Source organism: Streptomyces sp. NPDC004667, assembly GCF_040609475.1.
In the GTDB taxonomy this organism is placed as follows: domain Bacteria; phylum Actinomycetota; class Actinomycetes; order Streptomycetales; family Streptomycetaceae; genus Streptomyces.
Genome location: NZ_JBEXKC010000123.1, coordinates 1 through 15,783, shown reverse-complemented (window position 1 = coordinate 15,783; position 15,783 = coordinate 1). Strand labels below are relative to the sequence as shown.

The 15,783-nt window shown below is 71.7% G+C and carries 11 protein-coding genes and 1 pseudogene; 10 read left to right on the top strand and 2 right to left on the bottom strand.

Annotation, left to right across the window (positions count from 1 at the left end):
* Nucleotides 1-121: 121 nt before the first annotated feature.
* The 6 genes and pseudogenes from ABZW32_RS36160 to galE form a co-directional block, all read left to right on the top strand.
* Nucleotides 122-2,953, top strand: a pseudogene (locus tag ABZW32_RS36160) (Rne/Rng family ribonuclease); the annotation flags it as partial.
* 282 nt (nt 2,954-3,235) lie between these two features.
* A complete protein-coding gene (rplU, locus tag ABZW32_RS36155; RefSeq protein WP_030159347.1) occupies nt 3,236-3,556 on the top strand; it encodes a 50S ribosomal protein L21 in 321 nt (106 codons plus the stop codon).
* 13 nt (nt 3,557-3,569) lie between these two features.
* On the top strand, nt 3,570-3,824 hold the full coding sequence (gene rpmA, locus ABZW32_RS36150) for a 50S ribosomal protein L27 (protein ID WP_030013081.1): 255 nt from the start codon (nt 3,570-3,572) through the stop codon (nt 3,822-3,824).
* Nucleotides 3,825-3,994: 170 nt separating this feature from the next.
* Nucleotides 3,995-5,440 carry a GTPase ObgE gene (obgE, locus tag ABZW32_RS36145; RefSeq protein ID WP_356224584.1) on the top strand — a complete coding sequence of 482 codons (1,446 nt, stop codon included), beginning with the start codon at nt 3,995-3,997 and terminating at the stop codon, nt 5,438-5,440.
* A gap of 53 nt (nt 5,441-5,493) precedes the next feature.
* On the top strand, nt 5,494-7,134 hold the full coding sequence (locus ABZW32_RS36140; RefSeq protein ID WP_356224582.1) for a glycosyltransferase family 2 protein: 1,641 nt from the start codon (nt 5,494-5,496) through the stop codon (nt 7,132-7,134).
* Nucleotides 7,135-7,150: 16 nt separating this feature from the next.
* The gene (gene galE, locus ABZW32_RS36135; protein WP_356224580.1) at nt 7,151-8,164 is read left to right on the top strand and encodes a UDP-glucose 4-epimerase GalE; all 1,014 of its coding nucleotides are present in this window, start codon (nt 7,151-7,153) and stop codon (nt 8,162-8,164) included.
* A gap of 101 nt (nt 8,165-8,265) precedes the next feature.
* Here galE and ABZW32_RS36130 read toward each other — a convergent pair whose 3' ends face one another.
* The gene (locus ABZW32_RS36130; RefSeq protein ID WP_356224578.1) at nt 8,266-9,438 is read right to left on the bottom strand and encodes a glycosyltransferase; all 1,173 of its coding nucleotides are present in this window, start codon (nt 9,436-9,438) and stop codon (nt 8,266-8,268) included.
* Nucleotides 9,435-12,314 carry a bifunctional glycosyltransferase family 2 protein/CDP-glycerol:glycerophosphate glycerophosphotransferase gene (locus ABZW32_RS36125; RefSeq protein WP_356224576.1) on the bottom strand — a complete coding sequence of 960 codons (2,880 nt, stop codon included), beginning with the start codon at nt 12,312-12,314 and terminating at the stop codon, nt 9,435-9,437. Before ABZW32_RS36125 ends, ABZW32_RS36130 begins: the two co-directional genes overlap by 4 nt.
* Before the next feature lie 157 nt (nt 12,315-12,471).
* Here ABZW32_RS36125 and ABZW32_RS36120 point away from each other — a divergent pair, with 157 nt between their 5' ends.
* The 4 genes from ABZW32_RS36120 to ABZW32_RS36105 all read left to right on the top strand — a co-directional run bounded on the left by ABZW32_RS36120 (nt 12,472) and on the right by ABZW32_RS36105 (nt 15,665).
* The gene (locus tag ABZW32_RS36120) at nt 12,472-13,455 is read left to right on the top strand and encodes a glycosyltransferase family 2 protein (RefSeq protein WP_356224574.1); all 984 of its coding nucleotides are present in this window, start codon (nt 12,472-12,474) and stop codon (nt 13,453-13,455) included.
* On the top strand, nt 13,452-13,958 hold the full coding sequence (locus ABZW32_RS36115) for a GtrA family protein (RefSeq protein ID WP_356224572.1): 507 nt from the start codon (nt 13,452-13,454) through the stop codon (nt 13,956-13,958). The genes ABZW32_RS36120 and ABZW32_RS36115 overlap by 4 nt, the downstream gene beginning before the upstream one ends.
* 78 nt (nt 13,959-14,036) lie before the next feature.
* The gene (gene proB / locus ABZW32_RS36110; protein WP_356224570.1) at nt 14,037-15,164 is read left to right on the top strand and encodes a glutamate 5-kinase; all 1,128 of its coding nucleotides are present in this window, start codon (nt 14,037-14,039) and stop codon (nt 15,162-15,164) included.
* A gap of 96 nt (nt 15,165-15,260) precedes the next feature.
* Entirely contained in the window at nt 15,261-15,665 is a 405-nt protein-coding gene (locus ABZW32_RS36105) for a hypothetical protein (protein ID WP_356224587.1), read from the top strand.
* Nucleotides 15,666-15,783 lie beyond the last annotated feature (118 nt).

Genomic DNA, 15,783 nt, shown 5'->3' with positions numbered 1-15,783 from the left:
TCCAGTGCCGTGTCGTACGGCGCGGCCCAGAAGAACTCGCCCGGTTCGTCGTACGCGTAGAGCAGCCGTGGCCCCGGCCGCGCCGTCCGCCCCCGTCTCGCTGGCCGACGTAGAGGCCGTGGACGAGGAGCAGGAGGCCGAGGCGGCCGAGCTCGACGAGGACGAGGCCGACGAGTCGGGCGAGCGCCCGTCGCGTCGCCGCCGTCGCGGAGGCCGTCGCCGCCGTCGTGGTGAGTCCGCCGACCTGGACGAGTCCGCCGACGAGGACGCCGAGGCCGAAGCCGAAGCCGAGGCGGAGGCCGCCGAGGAGGAGGAAGAGGAAGAGGAGTCCGAAGAGGCCCTCGGTTCCAGCTCCAGCCGCCGGCGCCGCCGCCGTCGCCGTCGCAGTGGTGACGGCGCCGCCGACACCGAGGCGGGCGAGGAGGACGGCGTCCGTACCGTCGTCAAGGTCCGCGAGCCGCGTCCGGCCCGCGAGCGCACCGAGTCCACCTCCTCCGACGAGGTCCAGTCCATCAAGGGCTCGACCCGCCTGGAGGCCAAGAAGCAGCGCCGCCGCGAAGGCCGCGAGCAGGGCCGCCGCCGCGTCCCGATCATCACCGAGGCCGAGTTCCTGGCCCGCCGTGAGGCCGTCGAGCGCGTGATGGTCGTCCGTCAGTCCGGCGAGCGCACCCAGATCGGCGTCCTCGAGGACAACGTGCTCGTCGAGCACTACGTCAACAAGGAAGAGGCCACCTCGTACGTCGGCAACGTCTACCTGGGCAAGGTCCAGAACGTGCTGCCGTCGATGGAGGCCGCCTTCATCGACATCGGCAAGGGCCGCAACGCCGTCCTGTACGCCGGTGAGGTCAACTTCGAGGCGCTCGGCATGGCCAACGGCCCGCGCCGCATCGAGTCCGCCCTCAAGTCCGGCCAGTCGGTCCTGGTGCAGGTCACCAAGGACCCGATCGGCCACAAGGGCGCCCGCCTGACCAGCCAGGTCTCGCTGCCCGGCCGCTACCTGGTCTACGTGCCCGAGGGCTCGATGACCGGCATCAGCCGCAAGCTGCCCGACACCGAGCGCGCGCGTCTGAAGAGCATCCTCAAGAAGATCGTTCCCGAGGACGCGGGCGTCATCGTGCGCACCGCCGCCGAGGGCGCGAGCGAGGACGAGCTGCGTCGCGACGTCGAGCGTCTGCAGGCCCAGTGGGAGGACATCCAGAAGAAGTCGAAGCAGATCTCGACCTCTTCGCCGAGCCTGCTGTACGGCGAGCCGGACATGACCGTCCGCGTCGTGCGCGACATCTTCAACGAGGACTTCTCGAAGGTCATCGTCAGCGGTGACACCGCCTGGGAGACCATCCACGGCTACGTGAACCACGTGGCCCCGGACCTGGCCGGCCGGCTGTCGCGCTGGACCTCCGAGGTCGACGTCTTCGCGACGTACCGGATCGACGAGCAGCTCGCCAAGGCGCTCGACCGCAAGGTGTGGCTGCCCTCGGGCGGTTCCCTCGTGATCGACAAGACCGAGGCGATGATCGTCATCGACGTCAACACCGGCAAGTTCACCGGTCAGGGCGGCAACCTCGAAGAGACCGTCACCCGGAACAACCTGGAGGCGGCCGAGGAGATCGTGCGCCAGCTGCGGCTGCGCGACCTGGGCGGCATCGTCGTCATCGACTTCATCGACATGGTCCTGGAGTCCAACCGCGACCTGGTCCTGCGGCGCATGCTGGAGTGCCTGGGCCGCGACCGCACCAAGCACCAGGTGGCCGAGGTGACCTCGCTGGGCCTGGTGCAGATGACCCGCAAGCGGGTGGGCCAGGGTCTGCTGGAGTCCTTCTCCGAGACCTGCGTCCACTGCAACGGCCGCGGCGTCATCGTGCACATGGAGACCCCGACCGCGGTCGGCGGCGGTGGCAACGGCAAGCGCTCCAAGCGCCGCGGTGGCCGCGCCCTGGACCACGAGCACGAGCACGAGCTCGATGTGATCGAGACCGTCGAGACCGACGTGTTCGAGGCCGAGACCGAGGCCGAGGTGGCCGCCGAGGTCGCCGCGCCGCGTGCGCTGCCGGAGCCGGAGTTCGTCGCGGGCGAGGAGCTGTACGGCAGCCCGGCCGAGGCCGAGGCCGCGGCGGGTCTGAGCGGGCGTCGCAACCGTCGCCGTGCCACCCGAAAGGCGACCGCTCCGGCGGGCGCCCCGCGGGGTGCGGACCGGGCCCCGGCGCAGGCTCCGGTGACCCCGGTCGCCGAGGCCGAGCCGGTCACCGAGCCGGCCGACACGGTGCTGGAGCCGGCCGCCGAGGCCGTGGAAGCCGTGGAGGCGGTCGAGGTCGTCGAGGCCGTGGAGACCCCCGAGGCGGCGGAGCCGGTCGAGGCCGCGCCGAAGGGCCGTACGCGTCGCCGTGCGACCCGCAAGGCCACCGCGCCCGAGCCGGTCGTCGAGGCCGCGCCCGAGCCGGTTGCCGAGCCGGTTGCCGAGCCTGTCGTCGAGCCCGAGCCGGTCGTCGAGGCCGTGACCGAGGCCGCTCCGGCCGAGGTGGCGGAGCCGGTCGCGGAGCCCGTCGTGGAGGCCGCTCCGGCGCGTCCGCGCCGCCGCGCCACCCGCAAGGCCACCGCGCCCGCCGGTTCCCCGGCGGGGGCGGCGCAGGCGGCCATCGTGGTCGTCGAGGCCCCGGCCGCCGAGCCCGAGCCCGTCGTGGCCGCCGAGCCGGCCGTCGAGGCCGAGCCGGAGGCGGCGGCCGAGCCCGCGGCCCCGGCCAAGAAGGCCGCCCGCAAGGCTCCGGCCAAGAAGGCGACCACCACGGAGAAGAAGGCCACGGCGAAGAAGGCCCCGGCCAAGAAGGCGGCGGCCGCCAAGAAGACCGTCGCGAAGAAGGCGACGGCCAAGAAGACCGTGGCGAAGCGGGCGACGAAGAAGACCGCGGCGGCGGAGCAGCAGACCCCGCCGTCCGTCTCGGCTCCCGCCGAAGCCTGATCCGCGTGACACCCGTGGGCCCCGCCGAGCGGCGGGGCCCACGGGTGCGCGGGGCCCGGTTTGACCCCCTGGAACCGGCCCCGTAACCTAGACCGTCGGCGTGTCTTGAACGATTACCCGTTCAGCGTGCGTCGCGCTCCTGAGCACCTTCCTCCCGCATCGTCCGCGCAAGCGGCCGGGCCACGGGAGAGGCCGCTCGTCCAATTCCGGATCACCGTGGGCCCCGGCCCGCGTGAGCGGCTGGCTTCAGGAGCATCCGTCCCGAGTGAGAGAGAGATCCGCGTGTACGCCATCGTGCGCAGCGGTGGTCGCCAGCACAAGGTTGCTGTCGGCGACATCGTTGAGGTTGACAAGATTTCCACTGCCAAGGTTGGCGACACGGTCGAGCTCTCGACCCTGCTCGTTGTCGACGGCGACGCCGTGACCAGCGACCCGTGGGTGCTGGCCGGGATCAAGGTTCAGGCCGAGATCGTGGACCACCACAAGGGCGCCAAGATCGACATCCTGCGCTACAAGAACAAGACCGGCTACCGCCGTCGCCAGGGTCACCGTCAGCAGTACACGGCGATCAAGGTCACCGGTATCCCCACGGCTGCGAAGTAAGAGGGACTGAGACATGGCACACAAGAAGGGCGCATCGTCCACCCGGAACGGGCGCGATTCCAATGCTCAGCGGCTCGGCGTGAAGCGCTTCGGCGGTCAGGTCGTTTCCGCTGGTGAGATCCTCGTTCGCCAGCGCGGCACCCACTTCCACCCGGGTTCGGGTGTGGGCCGTGGCGGCGACGACACGCTGTTCGCGCTGCAGGCCGGTTCGGTCGAGTTCGGCACGCACCGTGGCCGCAAGGTCGTCAACATCGTTCCGGCCGCCTGATCCAGCTCCTGCTGAATCTCAAGCGTTCGTAACACCCCGAGGGCGGATCTCGTCTCTTCCCGGCGCAAGCCGGGAAGAGAGGTCCGCCCTCGGCGCGTTGTCACATAGACACGTTTAATGGGCAGCAAGGCCTGCCCGGGACATTCCCGTATGTATCTGGAGGAACACCCATGACCACCTTCGTGGACCGCGTCGAGCTGCACGTCGCCGCGGGTAACGGGGGCCACGGCTGCGCCTCCGTTCACCGGGAGAAGTTCAAGCCGCTCGGCGGCCCCGACGGCGGCAACGGCGGCCGTGGCGGCGACGTCATCCTGGTGGTGGAGCAGGCGATCACCACCCTGCTGGACTACCACCACAGCCCCCACCGCAAGGCCACCAACGGCAAGCCCGGCGAGGGCGGCAACCGCTCCGGCAAGGACGGCCAGGACATGGTCCTGCCCGTGCCGGACGGCACCGTCGTCCTCGACAAGGAGGGCAACGTCCTCGCCGACCTCGTCGGCCAGGGCACCACCTACGTGGCCGCCGAGGGCGGCCGCGGCGGCCTCGGCAACGCCGCGCTGGCCTCCGCCCGCCGCAAGGCCCCCGGCTTCGCCCTCCTCGGCGTCCCCGGCACCACCGGCGACATCGTCCTGGAGCTCAAGACCGTCGCCGACGTGGCGCTGGTGGGCTTCCCTAGCGCCGGCAAGTCCTCGCTGATCTCGGTGCTCTCCGCCGCCAAGCCGAAGATCGCGGACTACCCCTTCACCACCCTCGTCCCGAACCTGGGCGTGGTCACCGCCGGCTCGACGGTCTACACGATCGCCGACGTCCCCGGCCTCATCCCGGGCGCCAGCCAGGGCAAGGGCCTCGGCCTGGAGTTCCTGCGCCACGTCGAGCGCTGCTCGGTCCTCGTGCACGTGCTGGACACCGCGACCCTGGAGACGGACCGCGACCCGGTCGCCGACCTCGACGTCATCGAGGAAGAGCTCAAGATCTACGGCGGCGGCCTGGAGAAGCGTCCGCGCCTCGTCGTGCTGAACAAGGTCGACATCCCGGACGGCCAGGACCTCGCCGAGATGGTCCGCCCGGACCTGGAGGCCCGCGGCTACAAGGTGTTCGAGGTCTCCGCCGTCGCCCGTACGGGTCTCAAGGAGCTCTCCTACTTCCTCGCCGAGGTCGTCGCCAAGGCCCGCGCCCGCAAGCCCAAGCAGGAGGCGACCCGTATCGTCATCCGGCCCAAGGCCGTGGACGACGCCGGCTTCACCGTCACCTACGACGAGGTCGAGGACGTCTACAACGTGCGCGGCGAGAAGCCGGAGCGCTGGGTGCGCCAGACCGACTTCAACAACGACGAGGCCGTCGGCTACCTCGCCGACCGCCTCAACCGCCTCGGCGTCGAGGACGCGCTGAAGAAGGCCGGCGCCCGCGCCGGCGACGGCGTGGCCATCGGCTCCGACGAGAACGCCGTCGTCTTCGACTGGGAGCCGACCATGATGGCCGGCGCCGAGATGCTGGGCCGCCGCGGTGAGGACCACCGCATGGAGGCCCCGCGTCCGGCCGCCCAGCGCCGCAGCGAGAAGGAAGCCCGGCGCGGCGACTCCGCCCAGCAGGAGTACGACGAGTTCCGCCCCTTCTAGGGGACGCGCACACGTTGAACTCCGCTTTACGCCGTTCGCCTAGGATCCTCCGGGTGAGCAGCAGCGATTCCAGCAGTGACACCACCACGGGCGGCCCCGCCGTCTCCGTGGTGGTGATCGCGTACAACGACGCCGGGCTCGTGGGCGAGGCCGTCGCCTCGGCCCTCGCCCAGGGCCCGGTGGTCGCCGAGGTCATCGCGGTGGACGACGCCTCCTCGGACGGGACCGGGCGGGTGCTCGACGCCCTCGCCGCCGAGCACCCCCGGCTGAAGGTCGTGCACCGCACGGAGAACAGCGGGGGCTGCGGCACCCCGCGCAACGACGGGATCGCGGCCGCGAGCGCGCCGTACGTCCTCTTCCTGGACAGCGACGACGTCCTGCCGCCGGGCGCCGCCGAGGCCCTGGTCCGGGCGGCCGTGGCCCACCGCGCCCCCGTCACGGTCGGCGCGTGCGTGCGCCGGGAGCTGCCGGAGGGCCGCGAGGTCCCCTGGATGCCCGGCCTGTACACCCCCGGTGAGGTCGTCGAGCGGCCCGCCGACCGGCCCGAGCTGGTGCGCGACACCCTCTGCGTGAACAAGCTCTACGAGCGCGCCTTCCTGGACGAGCACGCGATCCGCTTCCCCGACGGCCGTTTCGTCTACGAGGACTTCGTCTTCACCTCCCGCGTCCTGGCCGCCGCCCCCCGCATCGCGGTCGTCGGCGACCTGGTCTACGTCTGGCACGTGCGCCGGAGCGCCGCCCAGGTGTCGATCTCCCTGGCCCGCGCCGACGTCGGCAACTGGCGCTCGCGGATCGCCGCGCACACCGTCGCCTCCCGTACCCTCGCCGAGGCCTGCCCGGAGCTGGGCCGCGCCTGCCAGGCCAAGTTCCTCGACTACGACCTGCGCATGTACCTGCGCGAGCTCGGTGAGGACCCCGGCTACCGCGCCGCCTGGTGGACCCTGACCCGCGACTACCTGACCGGCTTCGCGGACGCCGACATCGAGGCCGCCCCCGCCCGGGCCCGCTGGACCGCGCGCGTACTGCTGGCGAGCGAGGCCCCGCCCGCCGACCTGGAGCGGCTGGTCCGCTTCGCCGCCGAGCCGCCCCGCCTGCTGCCCCCCTACGCCACCGGCGGCGACGGCGGGCCGGTGTGGAGCGCCGAGCTGCCGGTGCCGCTGGACGGGCTGCACGAGCTGCCCCTCGCGGAGCTGCCCGTCACCGTCGACGCCGAACCGGCCGGGCGCGGGGCGGTCCGGATCCGGGTGCGCGACCTGTACGGCCGCCTCGCCGGGGCCGGTCCGCGTACCGTCCGGCTGGACTTCCTGCCCCGCGCGGGCGGCGCCGCCGTCGCCACCCGCCCCGTGGAGCTGCGGGCCGCCCCCGACGGGGACGGCTGGAGCGCCGAGGTGCCCTTCCGGCTGCCCGCCCTGGCCGCCACGGGCCGCCGCCGCGGGCTGCGCGGGATGCAGGCCTGGGACGTCCGGGCGGGCGTGGAGTGCGGCGACGGGAGCTCCCTCGTCACCTCGCTGCGCCCCCTCGGCGGACTGCTCCGGCGCCGGGCCCTGCCCAGCAGCCGGTACGGTGTTCTGCTGGCGCAGCCCTACCGCACGGCCGCCGGAGCGCTGGCCCTGCGCCTCGCGCCCGGTGCCGGGGGCGCGCTGACCTTCGTACGCAACCGCCTCGACCGCGCCCGCACGCGCAGGTCACGCTAGAGCTCGGGAGATACGCATGACTTTCCTCATCACTGGTGGAGCCGGCTACATCGGCTCACACGTCGTCCGGGCGATGCTGCGCGCGGGCGAGAAGGTCGTGGTCTTCGACGACCTCTCGACGGGCAACGAGCACCGCGTCCCGGAGGGCGTCCCGCTGGTGACCGCCTCGGTGCTGGACCGCCTCGCCCTCGACCGGGCCATCGCCGACCACCGGATCACCGGTGTGGTGCACCTCGCGGGCAAGAAGCAGGTCGGCGAGTCCGTCGAGAAGCCGCTGTACTACTACCACGAGAACGTCCAGGGCCTGACGGTCCTGCTCCAGGCCGTCGCCGCCGCCGGGATCCGCAACTTCCTCTTCTCCTCCTCCGCCTCGGTCTACGGCATGCCCGACGTGGACCTGGTCACCGAGGAAACGCCCTGCGCCCCGCTCAGCCCGTACGGCGAGACCAAGCTGGCCGGGGAGTGGCTCGTCCGCTCCGCCGGCAAGGCGCACGGGATCGCCACCGCCTGCCTGCGCTACTTCAACGTGGCGGGAGCGGCCACCCCGGAGCTCGCGGACACCGGCGTCTTCAACCTCGTCCCGATGGTCTTCGAACGCTACGACGCCGGCGAGGGCGCCCGGATCTTCGGCGACGACTACCCGACCCCGGACGGCACCTGCATCCGCGACTACATCCACGTCGAGGACCTCGCGGACGCCCACGTGGTGGCCGCCCGCCGCCTCGCCGAGTGGGCCGCGGCCGGGGACCACAAGGACCTGACGGTCAACATCGGGCGCGGCGAGGGCGTCTCCGTCAAGGAGATGGTCGAGCTGCTGAACGAGGGCACCGGCCACACCTACGCCCCCACCGTCACCCCGCGCCGCCCCGGCGACCCCGCGAAGGTGGTGGCCTCGGCCGACCGGATCGCGGCCGAGCTGGGCTGGAAGGCGCGGCACGACGTCCGCGAGATGGTCACCTCGGCCTGGGCGGGCTGGCAGGCCAACCGCGCGGCCGAGGCCACCGCGCACAAGGACCTCCACACGGTCTGAGCCGACCCGGTCCGCACCACGACGAGACCGCCCGCCCCGGATCCGGTCCGGGGCGGGCGGTCTCGTCGCGTGATCGGTGGTGCATCAGGCGGTCGGGCGGCTCAGCGCTCCAGGAACGCGAAGAGCCCTTCCCACCGGTCGGTGATCTCCTCGCTGGAGTAGCGCCGCACGTGCCGGAAGCCCGCGTCGCCGAGCCGGTCGCGCAGGGCGGCGTCCGTCATCAGCGCGTCCAGGTGAGCCGCCAGTTCCATGGTGTTGCCGAGACGGGCCAGCAGCCCGTCCTCACCGTGCCGCACGATCTCCCGGACGCCCGGCGCGCAGTCGAACGCGGCCACGGGCAGACCCGCCGCCATGGCCTCCAGCAGGGTGATCGGGAACCCCTCCGCACGGGAGGCCTGGGCGAAGACGGAGGCCTCGCGCAGGGCGCCCAGCACGTCGGAGGTGCTGCCCATCCACTCCACCGATTCGTCCAGCCCCAGCTCGGTGCAGTGCCTGCGCAGCGAGGGCTCCTCCGAGCCCGCCCCGTAGATCCGCAGGGTCCAGTCGGGGTGGCGCGGCACGGCGTCCGCCCACGCGTCGAGCAGCAGGTCCATGCCCTTCTCGAACGAGAGGCGGCCGACGCTCGCGACGACCTTCGCCGTCCGCGGAGCGGGCTCGTCGGGCATGAACGGCAGCGGGTTCGGCATGCTGTCGACGTTCTCCATGCCCGCCCGGATCCACAGGTCCGCGTCCTCGGGGGTGAGCACCAGGAGCCGGTCGGCCTCGGAGTAGAAGCGGCGCACCCGCTCGCCCCGGGTCGACTTGTTGCTGGCCTCGAACGACTCGTGGCTCATGCCGATGACCGAGAGCCCCTTGGTGTCGGCGAGGGACACCCACTCCATCGCCCAGACCTGTGTGACGATCACCACGGCGCCCGGCCCCGCCGCCCGGAACATTCCGGTCAGCACGTCCGCCTTGGCCCGCATCTGCGCCCGCCGGGCCGCCTGGCGGCGCCGTTCGGGGGCGTTGAGGCGGCCCTTGACGCCGTGCAGCCGGCGGGCCTTGGGCGGGTGGGTCGCGTACAGCGTGGTCATCTCGTACGGGAGTCCGGCGGGCAGCTTCTGCCGGATCTCCTCGGCGACCGGCGCGATGCCGACGACGTGCACGCGGTGGCCGCGCCCGCTCAGCAGCCGGGCCATCTGGTGGGACCAGGTGGTCACACCGCCGAGCTCGTCCACGCTGTTGGAGACGAGGAAGACGTCGCGGCCGCCCTCGGTGGCGGTCTGCTGGCTCACTTGCCGCTCCTGGTGAAGAACTTCTCGACGATCTGGCGGGCGGCGTCCCCGCGGTCGTACTCGCCGAACTCGCTGAGGAAGCGCTGCCGGGCCTCCGCGTACTTGGCGTCCGCCTCGTCGAAGGCGCCGACGGCCTGCATCAGCTCGTCGGCCGTGGCCACCACGGGACCCGGCGCCTTCTCCTTGAGGTCGAAGTAGGTGCCGCGGATGTCCGTCGCGTACTTCTCGTAGTCGTACGCGAAGAACAGCATCGGCCGGTCCAGCACCGCGTAGTCGAACATCACGGAGGAGTAGTCCGTGATCAGCCCGTCGGCGAGCGCCAGCAGCGGGGTGATGTCGTGGTACCGGGACACGTCCACGACGCGGCCCGCCACCGACGGCGGCAGCGAGACGCTGTTGAGGTAGTGGGTGCGCACCAGGAGGGTGAAGCGGTCACCGAGCCGGTCCGCGAACTCCTCCACGTCGAAGGGGAACTCGAAGCCCTCCACCGTGCCGTCCGCGTTCGCCCGGAACGTCGGCGCGTACAGCAGCACCTTCTTCTCCGGGTCGATGCCCAGCTCGGCCGCGAGCGGCCCGCGCACCCGCTCCCCGCTCTGTGCCTCGGCGCGGTGCGCCTCGACCAGGGCGTCGTTGCGCGGGTAGCCGGTGCGCAGCAGCACCTCGTCGCGCAGCCGGAAGCCCTTGGCCAGGGTGCGGACGTCGTGCTCGGAGCGGATCAGGAAGTGGTCGAAGCGGTCGACGGCCGCCTGGAAGCGGTCCTGGCCCGCCTTGCCCTGCGCCTTGGTGCGGGGCTCGTGGAACCCCATCCGCTTGAGCGCGGAGCCGTGCCAGGTCTGGATGTACGTGGTCCCGGGGCGCTTGGCCAGGGCCAGCGGGAAGCCCTGGTTGTCGACCCAGTACTCGGCCTGGGCCAGCGCCCGCAGGTACGCCCAGCTCCAGCGCCGCACCAGGGTGGCCTCCTTGGGGAAGCCGGTGGGCTTGCCGCCCGCGTAGGCCCAGATCGCCTCGAAGGGCGCGCCCTGGCGCACCATCTCCTCGTAGATCGCCTTCGGGCTGTCGCTGTACTGCTTGCCCATGTGGCTCTCGAAGACGACGGTGCCCTTCTTGACGGGCAGCTTCGAGAAGACCTCGTGGTAGAGCTTCACCTTCTGCTCGCCCGAACCGATGTTGCGGCGGGCCTTCAGGGCCCGGCGCAGGCTGCGCTTGACGACGCCGGCGGCCTTGCCGTGCATGGCGTTGTTGAGCAGCGCCTGGGTGCGGACGGCGGCGCGGCCCTCGGCGGTCAGGACGTAGGAGAGGTTGCCCTTCTTGGTCATCTCCGGCTCGAAGCGGTCGGAGACCAGGCGGGTCAGGCGCGGACGCACCCGCAGCCGGGCCGCGGACTCCAGGTCGACGCCGCCGACCGAGACGCGGGTGGTCATCCGGTCACCGCCGGCCGTCAGCTTCAGCCGGACGTCCCAGACGGCGTCGATGATGCCGAGCGGGCGGACCGTCGAGGCCACGTCGGCCGTGGTGCTCCACTCGATCGTGTCACCGGCGTGGCGCACGGTCGTCACGGGGAATGTGAACGATCGCACCCCGATCTGGCGCCGGGCCCGGAACTCCAGGGTGGCCTTCAGCGGGGTGTCGGCCTTGATCCGGCCCAGCGGGTTCACGATCCGGCCCGCGAGGGTGACGGTGCCGCGGCCGTCGTCCTCGTACGAGGTGAGCCGGTTGCCCAGGGCCAGCGAGGACAGCGGGGCGGTGTGGTAGCCCTGGTCGGTGACGTCCAGTATGCGGCGGCCCTCGTCGTCGGCCGGGTCGTCGATGTGCTGCGCGCACCAGTAGACGCGGCCGTCGCGCTCGGCCAGGGGGGAGCACAGCCGGCCCTTGTTGGTCATCGCGTCGGCGGCCGGCAGGAGGTTGTCCCAGTCCTCCTTGCCCAGCAGGTAGGCGCAGATGGCCTGGAGGTGCGTGACGTTCTCGTACGCGGCCGGGTCGATGCCGGCCAGGTAGCCGTTGGCGAGGCGGGCGAACTCCTGGCGGTAGGTGTCGCCCAGCAGGGGCAGGTCGCGCAGGTGGAGCACCAGGTCGTGCTTGAGGAACTTGGCGTCCTTCGCCGACTTGATGGCCGTGTGCCCCTTGGCCGCCAGCAGCTCGTCGACGCGGCGGTGGATCTCCATCCGGTGGACGAAGTTCGCGATCTCGTGGCGCCGGTTGCTGATCGACAGCGCGGAGGCCTTCTCGACCACGTTCCAGAAGTACACGTGGTTGGGGATCAGCGTGATGCGGCGGGCGGCGACGTACGCCTGCGCCGAGAACAGCAGGTCCTCGTAGTGGATGCCGACCGGGAACTCCAGGCCCTGCTCCAGCAGGAACTCGCGCCGGTAGCACTTGTTCGTGGAGAGGGTGTCGTAGACCAGCAGGTCCGGGTACTCGGTGATGGAGTCCAGCGTGCGGGTGCGCGCGTAGATCCACGGGTACCACTCGGTGGTCTTGTTCCAGCGGTTGTCGAGGTGCACGCGCACGCACATGCCCGAGACCAGGTCGGCCCCGGTGCGCTCGGCGGCGGCCAGCATGTTCCGGCAGGCGTTGCGTTCCAGTACGTCGTCGCTGTCCAGGAACATGACGTACCGGCCGGTGGTCTGCCGGATCCCGTGGTTGCGTGGCGCGCCGCAGCCGCCGCTGTTCTCGGGAAGCCTGAAGGCGCGCACCCGCTCGGGATGCGCCGCCGCCAGCTCCTGGGCGACCTCGTACGACCGGTCCTTGCTGCAGTCGTCCACGATCACGACTTCGACCCCGCGCAGGGTCTGGTCCAAAACCGACTGGACGGCTGTCGGCAGACGCTCTGCGTCGTTGTAGACGATGACGACCACGGAGACGTCAGGCACGTGCACCTCGATCCCTTCGTTCCATTCCGCTTATCCACTCAAAGCTACCGTGTGCCGCACGCGACTCAGGCAGGCCGACGTCCGGCGTGCATACTTCTTAGGAGAGGTGAGTGGCGGGTCCGGTCGCCGAAAATCACCCGTTCGGAGCCAGCAGGAAGTGTCCATGACCAAGCTGTCCGTAGTTGTCCCTTGCTACAACGAAGAAGCCGTGATCGACAGCTTCGACGCAGAGATCCGCAGGGTCCTGGACGCCCTGCCCGTGGAGTACGAGGTCTGCTACGTCGACGACGGCAGCCGTGACGGGACCCTCGGAAAGCTCCGCACGATCGCCGCGGCGTACGGGGAGCAGACCCGGTACGTGTCCTTCAGCCGGAACTTCGGCAAGGAGGCGGGCATGCTCGCCGGGCTGAAGGAGGCCACCGGCGACGCCGTGGTCATCATGGACGCCGACCTCCAGCACCCGCCGGAGCTGATCGCCACCATGCTGGAGCACTACCGGCAGGGCCACGACCAGGTCATCGCCCGGCGCACCCGCGAGGGCGACAAGAAGGTCCGCTCGGCGCTCAGCCGCCTCTACTACCGCGGGGTCAACCGCTGGGTCGACGTGGAGCTCGCCGACGGGGTCGGCGACTTCCGGCTGCTCTCCCGCCCGGCCGTCGACGCCCTGCTGGCGCTCCCGGAGTACAACCGCTTCTCCAAGGGCCTCTTCTCCTGGATCGGCTTCGACACCGTCCACTTCGACTACCGCAACGCCCAGCGCGAGGCCGGCGAGACCAAGTGGAAGTTCGGCTCCCTGCTGAACTACGGCATGGACGGGCTGATCTCCTTCAACAACCGGCCCCTGCGCATCGGTATCTGGCTGGGCGTGTCGCTGGTCGGGCTGACCGTCCTGTACGCCCTGTGGATCACCGCGATGGCGATCACGAACGGCATCGACTCCCCGGGTTATGTGACCCTCGTCGCGATGATCGCCGGTATCGGCGGCGTTCAGATGATCATGCTGGGTCTGATCGGCGAGTACATCGGCCGCATCTACTACGAGACCAAGCGCCGCCCCCACTTCCTGGTCAAGGAAGCCCACGGCGTGACCGCCGAGCGGATGCCCGAAGCCTCCGAAGCCGTGATCGTGGAGCGCAGCCGCCGATGACCGCCTCCCCTTCCCCTTCCGCCTCCGCCTCCTCGCCCGGGTCCCCTCCCGCGCCGCCGAGAGGCCGCCGCGAACAGCTCGGGCAGATCTTCCGCTTCGCCCTCGTCGGCGGGGTCAACACCGGAACCTTCTTCGCCCTCTACCTGCTGCTGCACCCGTGGATGCCGTACTTCGCCGCGTACACGCTGGCCTTCGTGCTGTCGATGATCGGGTCGTTCTTCATGAACACCTACTTCACCTACCGCACCCGGCCCACCTGGAAGAAGTTCCTGCTCTTCCCGCTGACCAACGTCACGAACTACGTGATCCAGTCGGTCGGCCTGTACGCCCTCGTCACCTGGGCCGGAATGGACACCCGCATCGCGCCGCTGGTCGCGGCCGTCGTGGCCATCCCGTTCACCTTCCTGCTCTCGCGCAAGATCCTCATCCCGGGGACGGGCGCGGACGCGGGGGCCGCGGCGCAGACCGGAGCCGAGCCGGAGCCGTCCTCGTCCACGGTCTGAAACCGGCGGGCGGGCCCGCCGCGCCACCCCGTAGATTGGGCCGGTCGAACGGATCGGTCGGTTGGTGAGGGGAAAGACGTGTCAACGGCTAGGCAAGGTGTCGTGGACGCCCGCAGGATCGTGGTCAAGGTCGGCTCCTCCTCCCTGACCACCGCGGCGGGCGGACTCGACGCCGACCGGGTGGACGCGCTGGTCGACGTACTGGCCAAGGCCCGCAGCGGCGGCGAGAAGGAGATCGTCCTGGTCTCCTCCGGCGCCATCGCCGCCGGACTCTCCCCGCTCGGCCTGGCCCGCCGCCCCAAGGACCTCGCCCGCCAGCAGGCCGCCGCCAGCGTCGGCCAGGGCCTCCTCGTCGCCCGGTACACCGCCTCCTTCGCCCGCTACGGCATCCGCGTCGGCCAGGTCCTGCTCACCACCGACGACACCAGCCGGCGCGCGCACTACCGCAACGCCTACCGGACCCTGGACCAGCTCCTGGCCATGGGCGCCCTGCCCGTCGTCAACGAGAACGACACCGTCGCCACGGACGAGATCCGCTTCGGCGACAACGACCGGCTGGCCGCCCTGGTGGCCCACCTCGTCCGCGCCGACCTCCTCGTCCTGCTCTCCGACGTCGACGGCCTCTACGACGGGGACCCGTCCCTGCCCGGGACCACCCGCATCGACGAGGTGCGCGGCCCCGAGGACATCGCCCACGTCTCCATCGGCAGCGCGGGCAAGGCCGGAGTCGGCACCGGCGGCATGGTCACCAAGGTCGAAGCCGCCCGGATCGCGGCCGCCGCCGGGATCCCCGTCGTCCTCACCTCCGCCAGCCAGGCCGCCGACGCCCTGACCGGACGCCCGACCGGCACCCACTTCCACGCCACCGGCCGCCGCTCCGCCGACCGGCTGCTGTGGCTCCAGCACGCGTCGACCCCGCAGGGACACCTCGTCCTGGACGACGGCGCCGTGCGCGCCGTCACCGAACGCGGCAGCTCGCTGCTGGCCGCCGGGATCGCCGCCGTCGGGGGCGACTTCGTCGCCGGGGACCCCGTCGAACTGCGCTCCGCCGACGGCCGCGCCGTCGCCCGGGGGCTCGTCAACTTCGACGCGAAGGAACTTCCGCAGCTGCTCGGCCGGTCCACCCGGGACCTGGCGCGCGAGCTCGGACCGGCGTACGAACGGGAGGTCGTCCACCGCGACGATCTGGTCCTGCTGCAGGGCTGAGGTTCGGCAAAACCGCCGCGCGGGGGGCCGGGGACTGGTCAACTGTGGGGGGCGGACACGCGTAGTGCAGACAGGAGGCGGCTGGTGAGACGAGCGCTGACCAGCGTCGGCACGGGGGACCGGCACGAAGGCGGGGACGGCGGCGGGGCCGAGCGGGACGCCTCGCGCCTGTGGCACGTCACCCTGAGCGTCTCCGGCAAGGCGGCGCCGCTGTCCGAGGTCCGGCGCGGGCTGGAGCAGCTCGCGCACGACCACCCCTTCCTGCTGACCAGCCGGTACGCCGACGACCACGCGGAGATCCGGTACTGGGAGGAGGCCCGCGACCTCCACGACGCGGCCGCCGTCGCGCTGAGGCTCTGGGGCGAGCACCGCTCCACGGCGCAGTTGCCGCCGTGGGAGATCGTCGGCCTGGAGGTCATCGACCGCGCCACCTACCACCAGCGCGTGGCGGAGGGCTACGGCCCACCACCGGCCCACCCGGTGGGCGTACACCCGTACTGACCGGTCCCCGCCCCACCCTTCCTCCGTTCCCGCCTCAGTCGCCGGCGCGGCTCACTACACGGCGCTCCGCGCCCGCGCCTCAATCGCCGGCGGGGCTGGATTGCCCTGCGGGCAATCC